Origin of the sequence: Rhodococcus sp. 15-2388-1-1a (genome assembly GCF_002259145.1) — a bacterium.
Classification (GTDB): Bacteria; Actinomycetota; Actinomycetes; order Mycobacteriales; family Mycobacteriaceae; genus Rhodococcoides.
Map to the genome: position 1 here is coordinate 43,357 of NZ_NPFP01000042.1, position 16,794 is coordinate 60,150.

20 protein-coding genes and 2 tRNA genes are annotated in these 16,794 nt (G+C 62.4%); 9 read left to right on the top strand and 13 right to left on the bottom strand.

What is annotated here, in order from left to right; translation table 11 throughout:
• The first annotated feature begins 5 nt into the window (after positions 1–5).
• Positions 6–458 (top strand): MarR family winged helix-turn-helix transcriptional regulator, encoded by a 453-nt coding sequence (locus tag CH302_RS23205; protein ID WP_037187303.1) that lies wholly within the window; start codon positions 6–8, stop codon positions 456–458.
• A 3-nt stretch (positions 459–461) separates the two neighbouring features.
• Here the strand turns inward: CH302_RS23205 and bla are convergent, their stop codons facing one another.
• Entirely contained in the window at positions 462–1,391 is a 930-nt protein-coding gene (bla, locus tag CH302_RS23210) for a class A beta-lactamase (protein ID WP_037187301.1), read from the bottom strand.
• A gap of 502 nt (positions 1,392–1,893) precedes the next feature.
• Between bla and CH302_RS30250 the strand changes: the two genes are divergently transcribed.
• Together CH302_RS30250 and CH302_RS23215 are read left to right on the top strand one after the other, a co-directional pair.
• A complete protein-coding gene (locus tag CH302_RS30250) occupies positions 1,894–2,037 on the top strand; it encodes a hypothetical protein (RefSeq protein WP_176460759.1) in 144 nt (47 codons plus the stop codon).
• 28 nt (positions 2,038–2,065) lie between these two features.
• Complete coding sequence (locus CH302_RS23215; RefSeq protein ID WP_037187299.1) at positions 2,066–2,284, top strand: hypothetical protein; 219 nt, start codon at positions 2,066–2,068, stop codon at positions 2,282–2,284.
• A 110-nt stretch (positions 2,285–2,394) separates the two neighbouring features.
• Here the strand turns inward: CH302_RS23215 and CH302_RS23220 are convergent, their stop codons facing one another.
• Together CH302_RS23220 and CH302_RS23225 are read right to left on the bottom strand one after the other, a co-directional pair.
• Positions 2,395–2,988 (bottom strand): hypothetical protein, encoded by a 594-nt coding sequence (locus CH302_RS23220; protein WP_141216711.1) that lies wholly within the window; start codon positions 2,986–2,988, stop codon positions 2,395–2,397.
• A gap of 11 nt (positions 2,989–2,999) precedes the next feature.
• A complete protein-coding gene (locus CH302_RS23225) occupies positions 3,000–3,797 on the bottom strand; it encodes an endonuclease/exonuclease/phosphatase family protein (RefSeq protein WP_037187293.1) in 798 nt (265 codons plus the stop codon).
• 197 nt (positions 3,798–3,994) lie between these two features.
• Here CH302_RS23225 and CH302_RS23230 point away from each other — a divergent pair, with 197 nt between their 5' ends.
• Both CH302_RS23230 and CH302_RS30715 read left to right on the top strand, forming a co-directional pair.
• Positions 3,995–4,645 carry a LysE family translocator gene (locus tag CH302_RS23230; RefSeq protein WP_094650075.1) on the top strand — a complete coding sequence of 217 codons (651 nt, stop codon included), beginning with the start codon at positions 3,995–3,997 and terminating at the stop codon, positions 4,643–4,645.
• A 141-nt stretch (positions 4,646–4,786) separates the two neighbouring features.
• On the top strand, positions 4,787–4,921 hold the full coding sequence (locus tag CH302_RS30715; protein ID WP_255138856.1) for a hypothetical protein: 135 nt from the start codon (positions 4,787–4,789) through the stop codon (positions 4,919–4,921).
• 120 nt (positions 4,922–5,041) lie between these two features.
• Here the strand turns inward: CH302_RS30715 and CH302_RS23235 are convergent, their stop codons facing one another.
• The 4 genes from CH302_RS23235 to CH302_RS23250 form a co-directional block, all read right to left on the bottom strand.
• A complete protein-coding gene (locus CH302_RS23235; protein ID WP_082323464.1) occupies positions 5,042–6,661 on the bottom strand; it encodes a BCCT family transporter in 1,620 nt (539 codons plus the stop codon).
• Between the two features lie 130 nt (positions 6,662–6,791).
• A tRNA-Arg gene (locus CH302_RS23240) sits at positions 6,792–6,864 on the bottom strand.
• Between the two features lie 50 nt (positions 6,865–6,914).
• Positions 6,915–7,004, bottom strand: a tRNA-Ser gene (locus tag CH302_RS23245).
• A gap of 123 nt (positions 7,005–7,127) precedes the next feature.
• Positions 7,128–7,892: a dienelactone hydrolase family protein gene (locus CH302_RS23250; protein ID WP_037187291.1), complete on the bottom strand. Its 765-nt coding sequence runs from the start codon at positions 7,890–7,892 to the stop codon at positions 7,128–7,130.
• Positions 7,893–7,985: 93 nt separating this feature from the next.
• Here CH302_RS23250 and hisC point away from each other — a divergent pair, with 93 nt between their 5' ends.
• Positions 7,986–9,038, top strand: coding sequence for a histidinol-phosphate transaminase (gene hisC, locus CH302_RS23255; RefSeq protein ID WP_037188764.1), 1,053 nt, complete (start codon positions 7,986–7,988; stop codon positions 9,036–9,038).
• Here the strand turns inward: hisC and CH302_RS23260 are convergent.
• Both CH302_RS23260 and CH302_RS23265 read right to left on the bottom strand, forming a co-directional pair.
• A complete protein-coding gene (locus CH302_RS23260; RefSeq protein WP_037188761.1) occupies positions 9,027–10,073 on the bottom strand; it encodes an alpha/beta hydrolase in 1,047 nt (348 codons plus the stop codon). The genes hisC and CH302_RS23260 overlap by 12 nt on opposite strands.
• A gap of 291 nt (positions 10,074–10,364) precedes the next feature.
• Complete coding sequence (locus CH302_RS23265; protein ID WP_037187289.1) at positions 10,365–10,568, bottom strand: DUF3072 domain-containing protein; 204 nt, start codon at positions 10,566–10,568, stop codon at positions 10,365–10,367.
• A gap of 142 nt (positions 10,569–10,710) precedes the next feature.
• Here CH302_RS23265 and CH302_RS23270 point away from each other — a divergent pair, with 142 nt between their 5' ends.
• Positions 10,711–11,025, top strand: a complete 315-nt coding sequence (locus CH302_RS23270) for an excalibur calcium-binding domain-containing protein (RefSeq protein WP_037187287.1) — start codon at positions 10,711–10,713, stop codon at positions 11,023–11,025.
• 51 nt (positions 11,026–11,076) lie between these two features.
• Positions 11,077–12,039, top strand: coding sequence for a pseudouridine synthase (locus CH302_RS23275; RefSeq protein ID WP_217903131.1), 963 nt, complete (start codon positions 11,077–11,079; stop codon positions 12,037–12,039).
• On the opposite strand, the gene CH302_RS23280 is transcribed toward CH302_RS23275, so the two are convergent.
• The 4 genes from CH302_RS23280 to CH302_RS30255 form a co-directional block, all read right to left on the bottom strand.
• Complete coding sequence (locus CH302_RS23280) at positions 12,025–12,987, bottom strand: GGDEF domain-containing protein (protein WP_052047306.1); 963 nt, start codon at positions 12,985–12,987, stop codon at positions 12,025–12,027. The genes CH302_RS23275 and CH302_RS23280 overlap by 15 nt on opposite strands.
• A gap of 329 nt (positions 12,988–13,316) precedes the next feature.
• The gene (locus tag CH302_RS23285) at positions 13,317–14,096 is read right to left on the bottom strand and encodes a hypothetical protein (protein ID WP_141216713.1); all 780 of its coding nucleotides are present in this window, start codon (positions 14,094–14,096) and stop codon (positions 13,317–13,319) included.
• 78 nt (positions 14,097–14,174) lie between these two features.
• On the bottom strand, positions 14,175–14,657 hold the full coding sequence (locus CH302_RS23290) for a hypothetical protein (RefSeq protein WP_037187279.1): 483 nt from the start codon (positions 14,655–14,657) through the stop codon (positions 14,175–14,177).
• Between the two features lie 41 nt (positions 14,658–14,698).
• Positions 14,699–16,078 (bottom strand): hypothetical protein, encoded by a 1,380-nt coding sequence (locus CH302_RS30255; RefSeq protein ID WP_037187277.1) that lies wholly within the window; start codon positions 16,076–16,078, stop codon positions 14,699–14,701.
• A 332-nt stretch (positions 16,079–16,410) separates the two neighbouring features.
• Here CH302_RS30255 and CH302_RS30260 point away from each other — a divergent pair, with 332 nt between their 5' ends.
• Complete coding sequence (locus tag CH302_RS30260) at positions 16,411–16,587, top strand: hypothetical protein (RefSeq protein ID WP_155292875.1); 177 nt, start codon at positions 16,411–16,413, stop codon at positions 16,585–16,587.
• The last annotated feature ends 207 nt before the right edge of the window (positions 16,588–16,794 follow it).

The window sequence follows — 16,794 nt, forward strand, 5'->3', positions numbered from 1 at the left end:
GACACATGAGCGCACACGACCCCGCCCTGACTGCCCTTGCGCAGAATTGGCTTGCGCTTGCGGTCCTGCACGGACGTATCGAAAGCCGCATCGAGCGCGCGCTGCAGACCAACCACAATCTCAGCGCGCGCGAGTACTGGCTGCTCGACGTCCTGGGCAGGCAGCACGACGGGGAGGGCGGGCATCTGCAGATGAAGCAGGTGGCCGACGCCGTTGTCCTGAGCCAGAGCGCGACGACTCGCCTGGTCACCCGCCTCGAGGATCGGGGGCTGCTCACGCGGTACCTGTGCCCGACAGATCGACGTGGCATCTACACCGACGTCAGCGAAGAAGGACTTGCACTGCTCGAAGCGGCGCGACCGACCAACGACGCGGCGCTGCGCGAGGCACTCGACGAGGCGTCGACCGAGCCGGATCTGATCCCACTGGTCGACGCCGTCCGCCGCGCGGAGGGCTGAGAATCATTGCAGTTGTTGGACGACCTGACGCGTCGCATCGGCAACGAGGGAATTCATGGCCGGTGAGTCTTCGGTGTCTGACGTCGTAGCGCTGAGGATGACCACGAGAATTCGCTGTCCGTCCGGTCCGAGCAACAGCCCTGCATCGTTCGAGACGCCGTAGCTGCCCGTGCCGGTCTTGTCGGCCGAAGTCCACCCTGCCGGGAGCGCGGCGCGGAACCGGGCGTCGGAGGTCTGGGTATCGGCCATCCAGGCCAACAGCTGTTCGCGTGATGCAGCGGTCAGTACATCGCCGTCGAGCAAGGTCCGGTAGCCGGCGGCCATCGAGTTCGGTGTCGTGGTGTCGCGTGGATCGCCCGGTATGGCGGTGTTCAGTTCAGGCTCGGTGCGATCGAGTCGAAACTCGGTGTCGCCCAGCGAGCGCGCGAACTCGGTGAGTGCCGCAGTTCCACCGGCCTCGCGGATCAGAAGATTGCCGGATGTGTTGTCGCTCTCGGTCAATGCGGCCGACGCCAAGTCTGCAATCGTGACAATGGACCCTGGAGCCCAATCGACCGCGGACTCGGGCACCTTGTCTTCCGCGGTGATCGTTCTGGTGTCGGACAGCTGCAGAGTTCCCGCATCGACGGCCGCAAGTACGGCACCGACGGCATACACCTTGAAGGTGGAGCAGAACGCGAAACGTTCGTCGCCGCGATGGCTTTCGGTGGAATCGGAGTCCAAGTGGACAGCACTGACGCCCAGTCGAGCAGTATCCCTGTCCTCGAGATCGAGATAGTTCTGTTCGGCCGAGGCCTGTTCAGTGGTGGACTGGGACGTGCTGGTATCGGATCGCGGCGGTTCGGTGGTGGTCGTCGAGGAACAGGCAACGCCCGCGGTCAACGTCGCCGCTGCAATCGCGATGAGCAGTCGGGTGGATGTCGAAGTACGCATGGGGTCACCCGATCACAGAACCCCTCAGTACGTGGCTACCGGACCCGTTTCGGCTTCGCAGCTGGTCGGCGTGACCGCCGGGTCGCGGAAGCCGTCCACGCGGTGCGAGACGCACTGTAGTCACAAACACCGCCCACTCGCAGCGGCCAGTTGCACGGACAGAAAAAGCGCCAATCTTCCGTCGACCGATCTGCCTACAGAACGTTTGAGTGTGATCCGAATCATAAAAATCTGCCTGTGCAGACCCCTCGCCCCATATTATCGTTACTTCTGTTACGTAACGGAAGGTCTCAATCGATCTCGAACGACGAGGAGATGTCCAATGCGCAGATTTTTAACGATCGCTGTGGGTGCTTCCCTGAGTCTTGTCGGAGCAGCCACTTTCGGACTGGCGACTGCTAGCGCGGAAACATCGCCAGCGCCGCCACCGCCGCCACCGGTCGAAACCCCTCTCGCCAGTCCGCTCACGCCATTTCTACACCAGGTCGGATTCACAGAATGCGTGAACGGGATCGGCGAGGGCATCGGGACAGGGGCGCTCACCGGGGGTATCTCCACGATCGAAGCCGGCGCTGCGGGCGCCCTTCCAGGCGGGATCGCCGGCGGTATCGTCGGCGGTATCGTCGGCGGTATCAAAAACTGCTGACCAGACGACAACAAGCAGGAGGCACTCTGTGAACGCCACCAAACGCGCGCTATTGAGCCCGGTCGTCGGAGTCATCGTCGCACTGGCAATCATCTGGGGCATCGGCGGAGACATCCCGCTCTGGCGAGCCGCATTGATGGTGCTGGTCGGTGCGGGCGTCGTCTTCGGACTGAACTTTGCGTGGGAATCCAATCCTTGGACCGAAGATCCCACAGTGGATGAGCACGAGCAGGTCACGGCCCAATAGATGCAAAGTTCGGGAGACCCTGGCCATGCCGCTTCGGCGGGGTCCCCCGAACTGCAATCGCCCAGGGCAAGAACCACTGTCGCGCACGGGACCGATACGGGCCTCGTCGATCAGTGACGTGCCCTTCGGAGTATCCACACTGTTCCGGCGGCGAACAGGGCAGCGGCGACCCCGATACCCACCCACTGCACGATCGACATGCCCTGCGGGTAGTCCGCGACGGCACGCTCGCCAGCTGTCACAGCTCGGGGCTCTCCGAACTGCTGCAGCGTCGCGGCCCGGGTGAGTTCGTTGGTGGACAGCGTTGTTGCCGAGCATATAGTCACCGACCACGGTGCGTTCTGTGTGTCGTAGGTGCCGGCGAAGACGAGGTACTCCTCCTTCAGCTCGAAGCCCGTTCCACACGCCGCGCTGTCACTTGCAGTGGACAACGTCGTCTTCGCGCCGACGTCGCCACGGAATATCTCGCGGACATCGAAGTCGTAGTACACGGTGAAGCCATCTCGACGCTCGGCGACCGCCGTTCCGGTGAACACCGCGTTGTCCCCCGAGGCGAAGTCCTCGAGTTGCTGTTCGGCTTGCGTTCCATCTGTGTTGTAGACACACGAGCAGGCATGAGCGACGCCCGGCCGAGCGAACGTCAACGCGACAGTCAGCGGTGCGGCGAGAACAACGACGAGAGCACTCCGAAGCACACGGTTCATGTCGCCGAGTGTCACACGAGATCGAGCATCAGCGCTCGGTGATCGGACACTTCGGGCTCGGTGACGATCTCGAATTTCCGTACGGCGGTCGGTGACGACACCATCAGATAGCCGGCACTGCGAATCGGCTTCGTGTAGATCGACGTTCGAGTGTCGGCGTCTCCCACGAGGTCGGTCATCCCGTGTTCGGCCAGCAGTGTGAACGTCTCACTCGACGGCAGCAGGTTCAGATCGCCGCACAGTACGGTGACATCGCTCGTCGTGCGAACGTGCTCCACGACGTCCACCAACTCTCGGGCCTGCTCGACCCGAATCTGACTGTCTCCCTTACCTGCTGGATCACGCAAGCCGTGCATGTGGATGACGGAGACGAACCTTCCCGCGACACGATCGCGGACGGTGACCGTCAGAGCAGCTCGTGGACGGTCGCCCACATCCCAGACCGCGTGATCGACGAACCGTGAATGAACAAACCGCGCATCGAGTCCGACCACCGGAAACTCGTCACGCACCCACGTCGCTATCCCGAAGTCCTGACGCAATTCGACGCCCTCGCCATCGGTGACGGGCCCGGCGTCGTTCACGACGAAGTACGGCGTGTAGTCGGTGAGCACCGCCGAGACGTCGTCGTACAGACTCAACCGCTGCGGCAGTGTGCGCTCGCCGTCGGCGAACGTCGACCATCCCGATCGATGTGCGGTGCGCGTGACTTCTTGAAGGCAAATGACGTCCGCGTCAACGGTTTCGAGCCAGGCAACGAGCTCGTCGAACATCGCGCCGCCCCAGGCATTGATCGATACGATCTTCACGGCGTCATGATGTCAGACGACCTCGCCGTGGAACAGTCCATTTCGATGCGGCAGTGACGATTACCGAGACGCCTGAGCACTACGAGAACCGCGACGTTGCGCACAGTGTCGCGATGCACGGGGCTCCCGTCACCGGCGCGTCCGACACACTCTAGGGTTCCATCACCCGACGACGAACGACAGGAGATCGAGCACCCGTGAGTGTGCAGTGGGCCGTCTTCCTGCCGTTGGTGTTGGCCAGCTACATTTCGCCCGGGCCCGACACCGTGATGATCCTGCGTTCGAGCGTCGGTGGCCGGCTCGTTGCGATGGCGGCAGCTGCCGGCGCCTTGTGCAGTTTGGCCGTGCACATGCTGGTGAGCGCAGTGGGTCTGTCGGCATTGATCGTCGCGCTTCCCGGCAGCCTCACCGTTCTCGCAATTCTCGGTGCCGCGTACCTCGCCTACCTCGGCATTCGGGCGCTGATGGAGAGCGGCCGCATGAGGCGTCGAGGCGGAAGCCCCCTCACCGACGGCACCGAGCCGGTGTCCGGTCGCCATGCCCGTAGACATGCCTTCAGACGCACTTTCGTGACCAACCTGACGAACCCGAAAGTGATCCTGTTCTTCGTCGCCGTGCTGCCGCAGTTCGTCGACCGATCGTCCTCGTGGCCCGTTGCCATGCAACTCGGAATTCTCGGTTCTGCCGATGTCCTCGTCGGAATCGTGTATCTGCCGATACTGGTCCTGTTCGGCGTCACAGCATTTCGCAATCTCGGACCGCGGGGACTGGCGAACCTCGAACTCGGAGTGGGACTTCTGCTGCTGGTCTTCGCCGGCGCACTCGTGGTCGATGTCGTTCTGGGTTGAGTGCGACCGGCTGACTCAGCGAACGGGATGTGAGAACGTGAGGTGGTGGAACCCATGCGCCCGGTCGACTATGTGGAGCGGGGACCCTCTGCGGCCGCTCGACGAAAACAGCGTCGTTGGCGAGTGTTCATCATATGCCTGTTGATCTGTCAGTTGATCGCCTTCAACGTCTTCGACGTCGGCTTCTGGTGGGGGGCTCTGGCCAGCCTCGCCGCATACGGGTTGTACGAACTGTTCTGGGCTGTCTTCGACCGTGTGCGCTCTCCTCAGGACTAGCGACCATCACTGCGCCGGACGGCGAACGCGGCGACAACGACGAAAACGCCCCGAACTGCATCACTGCAGTTCGGGGCTTTTCTGTTATCCGTCCGAGGGGGTTCGAGTCTCGAACGGGCCCTAGGTGACCTTGTCTTTCTTGCGGCGAGGTGCCGGGTGCAGGATCATCGGATCGTTGCTGAGGTCCCGATACAACGAGACACACAATCCGATCATGACGACCACGAAGGGTGCCGCTGCAATGATGGTCATCGTTTGGAGGCCGTTGAGCGCGTCGGAGCCTCCGGTCCACAGGATGATCGCCGCTGTTGCGCCGGTCAACGTGCCCCAGAACACCACGACCCACTTGCTCGGCTCGAGCGTTCCGCGCTGCGACAGCGATCCCATCACCATCGACGCGGCGTCGGCACCGGAGACGAAGAAGATACCGACGAGCACCACGACGAGAACGGTCGAAATGCCGAACAGGGGCAGGTTTTCGAGCATTCCGAACAGCTGCGACTCGGTGCTGTCGCGGGTCGCGAGGTCGATGCCGTCCTGCTGTTCACCGATACCGGCACCGCCGAAGATCGCGAACCACACCAGTGACACAGCACTCGGGATCAGGATGACACCGACGATGAATTCACGAATGGTGCGGCCACGGCTGATGCGCGCCAGGAACATTCCGACGAACGGGGTCCACGAGATCCACCACGCCCAATAGAAGATGGTCCACGACGAGAGCCACGAAGCCGTCTCTGGATCCGAGTTCGCCGCCGACCGGGCGGACATGTCGAACAGTTGAGACGCGTAGTCGCCGATACTCGTCGGAATGATGTTGAGGATGAACACAGTCGGGCCGACGACGAACACGAAGATGGCAAGGACCAACGCAAGCACCATGTTGGTGTTGGAGAGCCACTGAATGCCCTTGGAGACGCCGGACACCGCCGATGCCACGAACGCCAGCGTCAACAACGCGACGATGGCGACGAGCAACAGTGTGCCGCTCTCACCGATCCAGCCGACCACCTCGAATCCGGAACCGATTTGCAGCGCACCGAGTCCCAGCGATGCTGCAGTACCGAACAGCGTCGCGAAGATGGCCAGGATGTCGATGATCTTGCCGATCGGGCCTTCGGCGCGGCGACCTATCAAAGGAATGAACGCAGAGCTGATGAGTTGCTTGCGACCGCGGCGATACGTGCCGTACGCGATGGCCAGGCCCATCACCGCGTAAATGGACCACGGGTGCAAGCTCCAATGGAACATGGTGGTGGCCATGGCAGTTCCGACGCCACCGCCCGTTCCCGGAGGCGGTGTGACGAAGTGAGTCAGTGGCTCGGAGACGCCGTAGAACATCAGGCCGATGCCCATGCCTGCACTGAACATCATCGCGATCCAGCTGACGGTCTTGAATTCGGGCTTCTCGCCGTCTGCACCCAGCGGGATACGTCCGAACTTGGACACCGCCAGATAAAGCGAGAAGATCACGAACCCGGTGGCGGCGAGGATGAAGAGCCAGCCGAGGTTGGTCACGAGCCAGTTCAGTGTCGAGGACGAGACGGACTCGAGATTGTCCGGCACCACCAGGCCCCACACGATGATGGCAACCACAACGACGGCTGCGACACCGAAGACCACTCTGTCGAGTCGAGGCGGGCGGATGGCGGAGGTCGACGTCCCGTTCTGCCCGGCGTCGACCTCGTGACGGTCAGGGTCGGAAGAGCCGACCGGGATGTGAGTTCGGGAAGTCATAGATGCCCAGGTAACGCCGTATTCCGGCTGTTGGCAACTCGGAACACCGAGTCGTACCTGGGATGCGCCGCGACAACGCCGACGAAAAAGCCCCGAACCGCATCGCTGCAGTTCGGGGCTTCTTCTTCTGTGCGCCCGAAGGGATTCGAACCCCTAACCTCTTGATCCGTAGTCAAGTGCTCTATCCGTTGAGCTACGGGCGCATGTTCAGTTATCCAACTGGTCTAGCTGAACGGTAACGATCTACCGTTCGTGGCGGAGGCGAGAGGATTTGAACCTCCGGTCCCGGTGAAAGGACAAGTCATTAGCAGTGACTCCCATTCGGCCGCTCTGGCACGCCTCCTAGGCTGCCGGCCCTCTCGGACCGCCGAGGAAAGAGATTACACACGGCAAAGGCCAGAAGGCAAAACGGCTGGTCGACGCCTCTGGTTCGCGCGGCGTTCGCGTAAAAGATGCTTGTTGCTCTTCAGCGCATGAAGCTGTCGAACCAATCGAAGATTCGGGTCTGCGCGTCGACGAGCGCGGCCGCTGCCGGGTCGCTGTGATCGGAGCTGCCCGGTTGTTCGCGGGGATGGTCGGCTCGATGCTTCAGCCCTGAATAGCTGACGACGTTCGTGGCCACTGAGGCGCGCGTGGCGGCGTCGCGAAGGGCTTCGATGTGATCGGGTGGGGTGTGCGGGTCGTCCTCGCCGTAGAGACCGAGCCAGGGGGCCTGCAGCTTGGGTGCTGCCTCGACCAACGCGACTGCGTCGGAGTTGAGCGGTTCGACGATTCCGGCCGCAGCGACACTGACCGCCGCCCCGACCGGACGGCTGGTGGCCACGATCAACGCTGCCGTCCCTGCGTCGTCGAACCCGATGACTCCGACACAGTCGGGATAGACACCGCGTTGGACGAGCCAGTCGGAGGTGGCGTCGAAGTCGGCGAAGAGGTCGTCGCCGAATACTTCCTTGTCGTCGCCGTGGCCTCGATGGAACAGGTTCGGAGCGACGGCCAGCCAGCCTTCCAACGCGAGCGCGCGCAGCAGGTCGAGCAGAGACTCGGGCACCTCACGGGCCTCGTGCAGCACGACGATTCCGCCGCGAGGTGGCCCATCGGGTTCGACGGCCGTCAACGGCACTTTCTCTCGCGGGGGTGATTCGTGCGCGGACGTGTCCACCACGTCGTCCGCGCCGACCGTGGGCGCGGAGGCGGACCGAAGAACTGCGACGTCGCTCAATATTCCCGACATACTTATCGAAGATAGGACGATCGGTCCGGTCGTGCACAGCAATATCACGGACGCGTAGAAGTCAACCCCGAACCTGGGCGCATAATGGCAGCCGTGACCGCGCGCATCCGCCCCGACCTCGACGCCATCCCCGCCTACGTTCCCGGCCGCACCTTTCCGGGTGCGATCAAACTGGCGAGCAACGAGACGACGCAGGGACCGCTGCCGAGCGTGCGCGACGCGATCGCGGAGGCCGTCGGCGGCGTCAATCGCTACCCCGACAATCGAGCGACCGCGCTCGTCGAGTCACTGGCGAAGAAGCTCGGCGTCGCCACGGAGAACGTGGCCGTCGGAAGTGGTTCCGTCTCGCTGTGCCAGGAGGTCGTCCAGATCACCTGCGGTCCCGGCGACGAAGTGTTGTTCGCCTGGCGCTCGTTCGAGGCGTACCCCATCGTCACCAGCGTCGCCGGCGCGACGCCCGTCCGGGTTCCGTTGACCGCCGACCACGTGCACGATCTGGACGCGATGCTCGCCGCGATCACCGACCGCACCCGGCTGATCTTCGTCTGCAACCCGAACAACCCGACCGGAACGGTCGTTCAGCGCGACAAGCTCGAGGCGTTTCTCGACGCGGTGCCGTCGAACATTCTCGTGGTCCTCGACGAGGCCTACTTCGAATACACCCGCCCCGACGCGGGCAACCACACCGACGGAGTGGAGCTGGCACGCGGACGACGCAACGTGATCGTGCTGCGGACGTTCTCCAAGGCCTACGGACTCGCCGGTTTGCGGGTGGGTTACGCGATTGCCGATCCCGAGGTGATCACGGCACTGTCGAAGGTGCGGATCGCGTTCGCGGTCAGCACCGTTGCCCAGCAGGCGGCGGTGGCGTCGTTGGAGGCCTCGGCGGAACTGCTCGCTCGCACCGATGGTCTCATCGCGGAACGCGATCGTGTGCGCGATGCGCTCGTGGCGGGCGGCTACGACGTCGGTGCATCGCAGTCCAACTTCGTCTGGCTGCCGCTGGCAGAACGCTCGGGTGAATTCGCTGCTGCTGCCGCCGAACAGGGCGTACTGCTGCGCGCCTACGGAAACGACGGAGTGCGGGTCACCATCGGCGACCCGCACGAGAACGACGCATTTCTGAAGTTTGCTCTACAGGCCTAGCGCGCGCTCGAGCGTCGGCCAGGATTCACGTAGGTCGTCCTGCCAGTACGGCCACTGATGGATCCCGTACGGGCGGTAGACAACTGTCGCGGGGATGTCGAGCGACCGGAGTCGAGTATCGAACACGGTGGTGCAGTACAGCGCGGCCGCCTCGAGCGGTCCGCCCATCAGTGCGCTCTCGACGCCGCTACCACCGGGGCCGAGCTCGTACGGACCGGGCAGGCCGGTGCCGACGGACAAGTAGACGTCCTTGCCGCGGAGCGCTTCGGCATTACGTGACGGATCGTGCTCGACCCACCGGGGATCGGTGTTCTCGCCCCACATGTTGGTCGCGTTGCCGCCGTTCGTGGCGACGGTGGCGCGCACCGCGTCCTTGAAGTTGGTCTGCGAATTGTCGTAGCAACCACTCAGGCCTGCGACTCCGGTGTAGAGGCTGGGGTGACGGGTGATCAGGTCCATCGCGGCCTGGGCACCCATCGACACACCCGAGATCGCGTTGGTGCCGTTACCGGAGAAGCGCGCATCGATCAGCGGCGGCAGCTCCGACGTCAGAAACGTCTCCCACTTGTTCACGCCGAGCACCGGATCCGGCACGTTCCAGTCCGTGTAATAGCTGCTCGATCCACCGACCGGGAGCACGACGTTGACCTGCTTGTCCGCGAAGAAGTCGACGATGTCGGTCTTCTGCGTCCAGGTGCTTTCCTTGTAATCGGATTCTTTGCCCGCGCTGACACCGTCGAGCATGTAGAGCGTCGGGCGGGACACGGCCTGCGCGGCCGGAAGAAGAACCTGGACCTGAATGGCGCGTCCCATCGCGGGTGAGTCGACCCACACCGCAGCGCGACGGTCGGTCAGCATGTCCACACGATCGATGCGTGCCGACGCCGCTGGCAGGGACTGAGCTGTGATTCCGGGAGCCGCACCGCCACCGTCGGAACTGCCGGTATCGGGAAGCGGCTGCGCCCCGGCGAGACCCGACCCCAGCAGCGACACTGCCAGAGCAGTTCCCGCTACTGCCAACACTCGGCGGTGCATCAGATTGCCCATCCTCCCCCGGCGCACCCTCACGGGGCGCAACAAAAACAACATCCGTCACTCAACGTACCCACCGAGTTGCGCGCACGCTAAAGCTGTGGGTTCGCTCACAATAGCCGCGCACATGCGGGTCCAAAAGTCCGCGTGATCCTTTGTTACATATACTCGAGGCATAACGGTCTACCTGGTCGGATGTCCTCGTACACGCCGTTCACGCGGGGCACTCGATGTGACATTCGGTGGACTTTTCGGGGGTCAATGTCACATCGAGTGGACCTCTGCGGCGTCGATTCAGCCGCGGCCGGTTTCGCCCTGCAGCTTGTCGATCATTTCCGACGCCTGCGCCTTGTTGAGACCCTCGGGAACTTCCTCTCCCGCTTCCTGCGCAAGGGTGCCCAGGTAGCTCTTCTGTGGGCCGGTCATCGGCTCGTCGCCGGTGACCCAATCGTCGGGATCCTTCTCGGGGTTCTGATTGACCTGCTCGTTTTCGCTCATACGTTCGTAGATACGCCGAATCGCCGGGTTCCAAACACATTCGCATTCGCGGAGTCGCGGCGTAGGTCACTCGAATGACTTGATTGACAGTTCAACAATGGGCCGAGAATGCTCCACAACACATCCCCTCGATTGGAGTTCCATGAAGACGAAGAACCTGCTGGTCAAGATCGGCATCAGCGGTGCGATCGCTGCGGCCGCTCTGGTCACCGCCCCGGCCGTCGCCTCGGCCGACCCGATCAACGATTTCCTCTGCAGCAGCGGATCGGCCCAGTTCTGCCCGGTACTCCTTCCCCCACCGCCGGCCCCACTGGCAGCACCTGCTCCCTCCGGCGGGGCATTCCAGTACAAGAATTGTGATGCGGCGCGTGACGCCGGTGCCGCCCCGGTCTATCGAGGCGACTACGGCTACGGGCCTCATCTCGACCGCGACGACGACGGCATCGGCTGCGAGTAGCGAATTCGCACTTGTGCAGACAGATAACACTGATTTGTCTGCACAAGTGCGATGTCGGCGGGCGGATACGCTCATCCGGTGAGACGACGCCAGCAACCACCCCTGGCGAAGCGGCACGGTCTCGATCCCGCGCGAATCCGGATGCCCGAGGACGGCACCTGGCGCACCGTCCGTGAGTTCCTGACAGCGACCGAGTTCCGGATTCCTCCGCACCGCATCGACGCCATGTTCGACGCCGACGAGATCGTCGACATGGCCGGTCCCTTACCCTTGGACGCTCCATACGTTCCCGGCGAGGCAGTCTGGTTCCACCGCGATCTACCGTCGGAAACCGTTGTGCCGTTCGATATCTCGATCGTGTACCGAGACGACGCGTTGCTGGTGATCGACAAGCCGCACTTTCTGCCGACCATCCCCCGCGGCGGACATATCCTGCAGACCGCACTCGTGCGATTGCGACTCGAACTCGACCTGCCGCAACTGGTGCCCGCTCACCGACTCGATCGCGTCACCGCAGGCCTGGTCCTGTTCGTCATCGACCCGACACTGCGCGGCGCGTATCAGACACTCTTCCAGGATCGGAAGGTCCGCAAGGAGTACGAGGCGGTCGCACTGCATGACCCCACGCTGACCTTGCCCACCGTCGTTCGCAGCCGAATCGTCTCGGAGAAGGGGCAATTCACCGCCCACCAGGTCGACGGAGAACCCAACGCGCACACCACCGTCGAACTCCTGGAGCATCGAGACGGGCTCGGTCGCTACCGACTGACACCGTTGACCGGCCGCACCCATCAACTGCGATTGCACATGAATTCGCTCGGTGTACCCATCCTCGGCGACGATCTCTACCCGACGGCAACCGGCCGAGCCGTCGACGATTTCACCGATCCGCTCCAATTACTCGCCAGTGCAATCGAATTCACGGATCCAATCTCGAAAGCTGTGCGACGCTTCGAGACCGGATTGAGCTTGGAGCGGTGGACTGAGGGCGCGCGACGGTCAGGGCCGCTCTGATCTGTCGGGTTTTGCCGAGTGACTGACTCGTTTGGCTTCGAGCAGTCGAGCATCCGCACGAGCCAGAAGCGAGTCCATGGTGTCGCCGCGCGAACTCACTGCCGAACCCGAAGACCACGCGCTGGAGGTGAGCGACTGAAGACGCTCCACCAGACTCTGGGCACTCTCCTCATCGATTCCGGGCAGGACGAGGGCGAACTCATCGCCTCCGATGCGCGCGACCACATCGGACGCACGAAGGCCGCGTCGAACTTCGGTGACGAATCGAGCCAGCACGCGGTCGCCGGCGTGGTGCCCGTACTCATCGTTCACTCGCTTGAAGCGGTCCAGGTCGATCATCACCAATGCCAGAGGTGCACCGGACTTCTCTGCCCACCGTAGGTACTGACTTCCGTTGCGCTCAAACCCGATCCGGTTCACAGCCCCGGTCAATGAGTCCGTCTCGACCTGCCGTTGCAAGCGGCGGTAGAGATAGCTCGCAGACTCGAGACAGAACAGCGACGCGAGCATCAGATTGAGCCAGGTGACCGTCAGCGATCCGCTGGGGCTGAGCGCAACGCCGACGCCGGATGCCGCAATCGCCACTCCTACAACCGACCTGGCGACCAGACGACGGAAGAACCATCCGAGATAGCAGGCGAGCAACGGATAGAAAACCAGGTTGTTGATCGCGACGATCCCTTGGGTCGATGTGGCCATCTGGACCGATGTGACCCCGATGAACAAAGCGCAGCCCAGCAAGGCGATGCTCCGCGGAAACCTCTCACCCATCGCCGCCGGGATCAGAACCACAACTACGGCGACGGCCGTCCAGAGCCATGTCCACAACCGACCGAGAGCGCCAGGATCGGAGGTGACGGCGTCGAGCACGCCACTGACGGCCACGACCGCGGAGGCAAGCGAGGTGACGTTCGCAAACGGTGGATTCGTCCACAACCGTGTCTTCAAGTGCAGTAACGGTCGACTGCGGCGCGTCCTCATGGCGACAATTGTGAGCGCAGAACGAGGCCACGGTCGACCGGGGCGGTGTCGACGCCTCTCCGCGGCACCCCGAGCGAACAAAACCCGGCCCACCCTTGCGGGCGGACCGGGTTCGAACAACTACCGACAGAAACGTCTGCCTTTCATCGAGAAGGCGGCGCGCCAGGCAGGCACGTGGACGATCGAGCTGGTGCAGAGGTAGTCGGTCTTGCCGACGAGCATCGAGATCCGATCTTCATCCACCGCGATACGGCCAGTTGTAGCTGGAAGAGACTGCAATCGAGTGGCTGCAACTTCTATATGCCGTGATATCCGAGACGTTCGTAATACTCTCCGTCACTACTCATCGCGGACATGATGCGACCATCCATTGTCGACCACGCCCCCAGGCGACACGGCTCTATGAGTTCGGATGTCTCCCATGCCATCAGTTCCGGTGTACTGACGTCCAAAGCGACACCCCGCGAGCCTTCGCGAACAACAACCACCAAGTTGTCGAGCGCGGGACGCCTGTCCTCGGGCAACGTGTCGAAACTTTCATCGACGTACTCGAAGTCTGGCACCTCGGGCGCAACGAAGTCCGATGCAATCGTTCGCAGCCGATCCGACAGCAAGAGTCCACCGAACTCGGCGCGGAATCCATCGTGTACTTGGGTGTGGAACCGACGGAGATCCTCCGGGAGTCGAGGCCAGAAATCTGGAAGCCGACTCGATTCGGCCGGTAAATAACCGAAGCATGCGTCGAATGGCAGGGGCGAGGCGTTTCGGAGAATGGCGTATACGAGGATGACCCGAGTCGCATCTCCCTGTCGCGGGAGCACCCGGGCGAGAAGGACATCGATGCCACGGTCGCGAAGGTTGGCAATTGTTCCAGGAAATCGTCCCGGGACTGCGTCTTCCCACATTTTCAGCGCCCGCTCGACAGCTCGAGTGCCGTCGAGTTCGGCGATAGCCAGCCACGACGATGGGAGCGAACGACGTTCGTCGTCCGTCAGGTCACCAACGCTGAGGAGTTCGAGGCGCTCGAACGGATGATGGCTGGTGATGTAGTCCTCGAAGTCGCTGAGCTGCGTCACCGTTCGTCCTTCACCAGATCCCGGCCCCACAATCCAGTCGTCGACCACAGTTGATCATCTCAGTCGAAGGATCGAGGCTCAGGGGAGTTTGCGGAGACGTCGGATCTCTCTCCATCCGCTGACTCCCCACGCAATGGCGGCGAGCACCAGCAACAATCCCGCCAGAGTCCAGAAGAGCTTCATCGGCACCGGCTGAGATGCATATCCAATCATCAGAACACCGAAGACGATCAACACTGCTGATCCCCACCAGGTGGAACGGCGAACGGTTCGGATCGTCTCGTGTTTCTCCGCCACAGACATGGTTGTCCCCGTCCGGTCGGTCATCGACGCCAACAGAAGTTGGACACTCGGTTCCTCCGACGAACTGACCTTCATGAACGGCATCGCGATCACGCGGACAGCGATTGCCGCGCCGAACACCGCAACGAGCAGTGACACCCACACCGGAATGTCGGACAGACCTAGGGCCTTCCAACTCGCCGACAATCCGAGGATCAGCAGAAATGATGCCACGTAGACGATTGCCAACTTGGTTCGCGGACTCGGACGGTCTCTCATCTCGCGCTTCCTTTCCACATCTCGACCACCCATTGGAGTGATCATGCCTTGATCGCAATGTCGGGGTTCGGGACGTGGGAGTCGCCCGGCTCTTCCTGCGGCGGAGCCGAAGGCGTTTGTTCCGGTTCCGGTTCCGGGGCGTGTTCCGGCTCGGGTTCGGGCTCCGGCTCGGGCTCCGGCTCCGGCTCCGGCTCCGGTTCAGGCTCTGGTTCAGGCTCGGGTTCCGCTTCCGGCTCGGGTTCCGGTTCAGGCTCGGGTTCCGGTTCAGGGGCTTGTTCCGGTTCAGGGGCTTGTTCCGGCGGCACTATTTCTTCCGGAGGCGCAGGCGGAGCCGGAACTGTTCCCGGAACCGTCGAGCCCGGAGGGGACACCCCGCCCTGGCCGAACATGTTCTTCAGGGAGTTCCACAGATCTTTGAAGAAGTCCCAGATGTTCCCTCGGTTGCCCCAGATGCCGTGCCAATTCGACCACACCCAGAACAGCGGTCGTTTCCACAGGTTCGCAATGAAGCCCTTCAAGACGCCCTTCAAGATCAGTTCGAGAAGCAGCCGGAAGATCCCGGCAGCACCGAGAGCACCGAGTGCCACGCCGTCCACACCGAATAGTCCAGCGACGATAAGTCCGATGATTGCCGTGAAAATGAGTGAGCTGATGAAGGTCTTGAAGATTTCGGGAAGGACTTCGTCGAATATCCCTTTCCCGAGGCACCCACCGACGTTGTTATGGCCGAAGAAGCAGAAGTTGTCGCTGAATGGGTTGTAGTCCGCACCAGGGTTGAAGGGATTCAGATCATTCCAATTGAACCCGGCGAGTTGAACCGTGTACTGCGCTGCATCGGTATCGACAGGGGGAGAACGCCATTCCCCGGGATCAGCCTGCTCCGCTATCTTATCCTCTTCCGGCGGACGAGCACGCAGGGTTGTGGTCGCTGCTGCTTCTTCTGCGCCTGGTGTGTTCGTGCCGGAGAGTGGTTCCGTCTGGCTTCGGTCATCCGAATCTGCCACAGGGGGCTCGATCGTCGCTTGTTGCCCATTCGATGGGAAGTCCTGAAACGCAGCCGCTTCCGCACCAGGGACCGGAACGATCGGAGTTCCGTTATAGGTGGGGAAGTTCGTCGGCGCGTTCGCTCCGACGTTCGGACCGCCGCCAGGTGATTGCATGCCGGGAAGTCCGACGGTGGTCGTCGGAGTCGCAGTGGTGGTAGTAGTCGGGGCAGTCAGGCACGGGTTGACTACCTCTGGCGGTATCGGTGCCCCTGGTGGCAATGAGTTGATCAGGTTCAGGTAGATCTGGTGATCGCGGGCTCTCACGGCTGCGCAATCGTCAGCGGGGCTGGCGTAAGCAGGCCCGGTGGTGATCGAGATACTCAAACCGACAGCCCCTGTCACGAACGCTCCGGCTGCGAGAAAGCCGATCAGCATTCTGCGTGCTGGTCGATCCTCTACACGCACTGCCGGTGTTCTCGAACTCCACCTCATCCAGCACCCCTACAAGTAGATAGCTGAAACATAACTAGAAAGTGCGAGGAAGGTACCAACCTTCGGAGGCCACCCTAGGACTGTACCGTCGAACTTGACTGGGAAGATGGGTCTCAAACTGGTCAATTCCAGTCCGTTAGATGGCTTGACCTGCTTGACCACCACTGCGGCTACAGTGATTCGGATCATAGTCACAGAACGGTTACGCCTACGGTTCGCTTGATAGTAGCTAGCACATAGTCGTGCGCTCGCTCCCGACAATTAGGTACGGAAGCATGGACCCGGAGCGCCAGTGCGCCAAAACGTTCCTGATTCTGCTCGCGGAGCCGACAAAAGCGCTCAAACGTCGATCCGAACGACATGCTGTCTCGATTGCACAACAAGCGATAACGCCGACGAAGCCGAACTTGGATGTGTGGATCCTGCTGGTCATCTTCTTGCCGTTTGCGTGATCGCTCGCGTGGCTGGTCGCCCTATTGCTGACGGAATCTGGGGTGGGGTGGCCCTGGCGGTCGAGGTAACAGCAGGCGCAATACGTCGGCGTCCCCGGAGAACGAAACTCGTCCTGGCCGGCGGACTGCGCAGAATCCTGATGCCGATGCGGAGTTCCTTCGGCAATGCCGCGAATTGGCGGAAGAACAACGTCGAGTCGAGCGAGA

Excerpts from the sequence above, each read along its gene's own strand:
- CH302_RS23205 (WP_037187303.1), top strand. The coding sequence starts at position 6 with ATGAGCGCACACGACCCCGCCCTGACTGCCCTTGCGCAGAATTGGCTT.
- bla (WP_037187301.1), bottom strand. The coding sequence starts at position 1,391 with ATGCGTACTTCGACATCCACCCGACTGCTCATCGCGATTGCAGCGGCG.
- CH302_RS23220 (WP_141216711.1), bottom strand. The coding sequence starts at position 2,988 with ATGAACCGTGTGCTTCGGAGTGCTCTCGTCGTTGTTCTCGCCGCACCG.
- CH302_RS23235 (WP_082323464.1), bottom strand. The coding sequence starts at position 6,661 with ATGACTTCCCGAACTCACATCCCGGTCGGCTCTTCCGACCCTGACCGT.
- CH302_RS23250 (WP_037187291.1), bottom strand. The coding sequence starts at position 7,892 with ATGTCGGGAATATTGAGCGACGTCGCAGTTCTTCGGTCCGCCTCCGCG.
- CH302_RS23260 (WP_037188761.1), bottom strand. The coding sequence starts at position 10,073 with ATGCACCGCCGAGTGTTGGCAGTAGCGGGAACTGCTCTGGCAGTGTCG.
- CH302_RS23265 (WP_037187289.1), bottom strand. The coding sequence starts at position 10,568 with ATGAGCGAAAACGAGCAGGTCAATCAGAACCCCGAGAAGGATCCCGAC.
- CH302_RS23270 (WP_037187287.1), top strand. The coding sequence starts at position 10,711 with ATGAAGACGAAGAACCTGCTGGTCAAGATCGGCATCAGCGGTGCGATC.
- CH302_RS23275 (WP_217903131.1), top strand. The coding sequence starts at position 11,077 with ATGTCGGCGGGCGGATACGCTCATCCGGTGAGACGACGCCAGCAACCA.
- CH302_RS23290 (WP_037187279.1), bottom strand. The coding sequence starts at position 14,657 with ATGAGAGACCGTCCGAGTCCGCGAACCAAGTTGGCAATCGTCTACGTG.
- CH302_RS30255 (WP_037187277.1), bottom strand. The coding sequence starts at position 16,078 with ATGCTGATCGGCTTTCTCGCAGCCGGAGCGTTCGTGACAGGGGCTGTC.
- CH302_RS30260 (WP_155292875.1), top strand. The coding sequence starts at position 16,411 with ATGGACCCGGAGCGCCAGTGCGCCAAAACGTTCCTGATTCTGCTCGCG.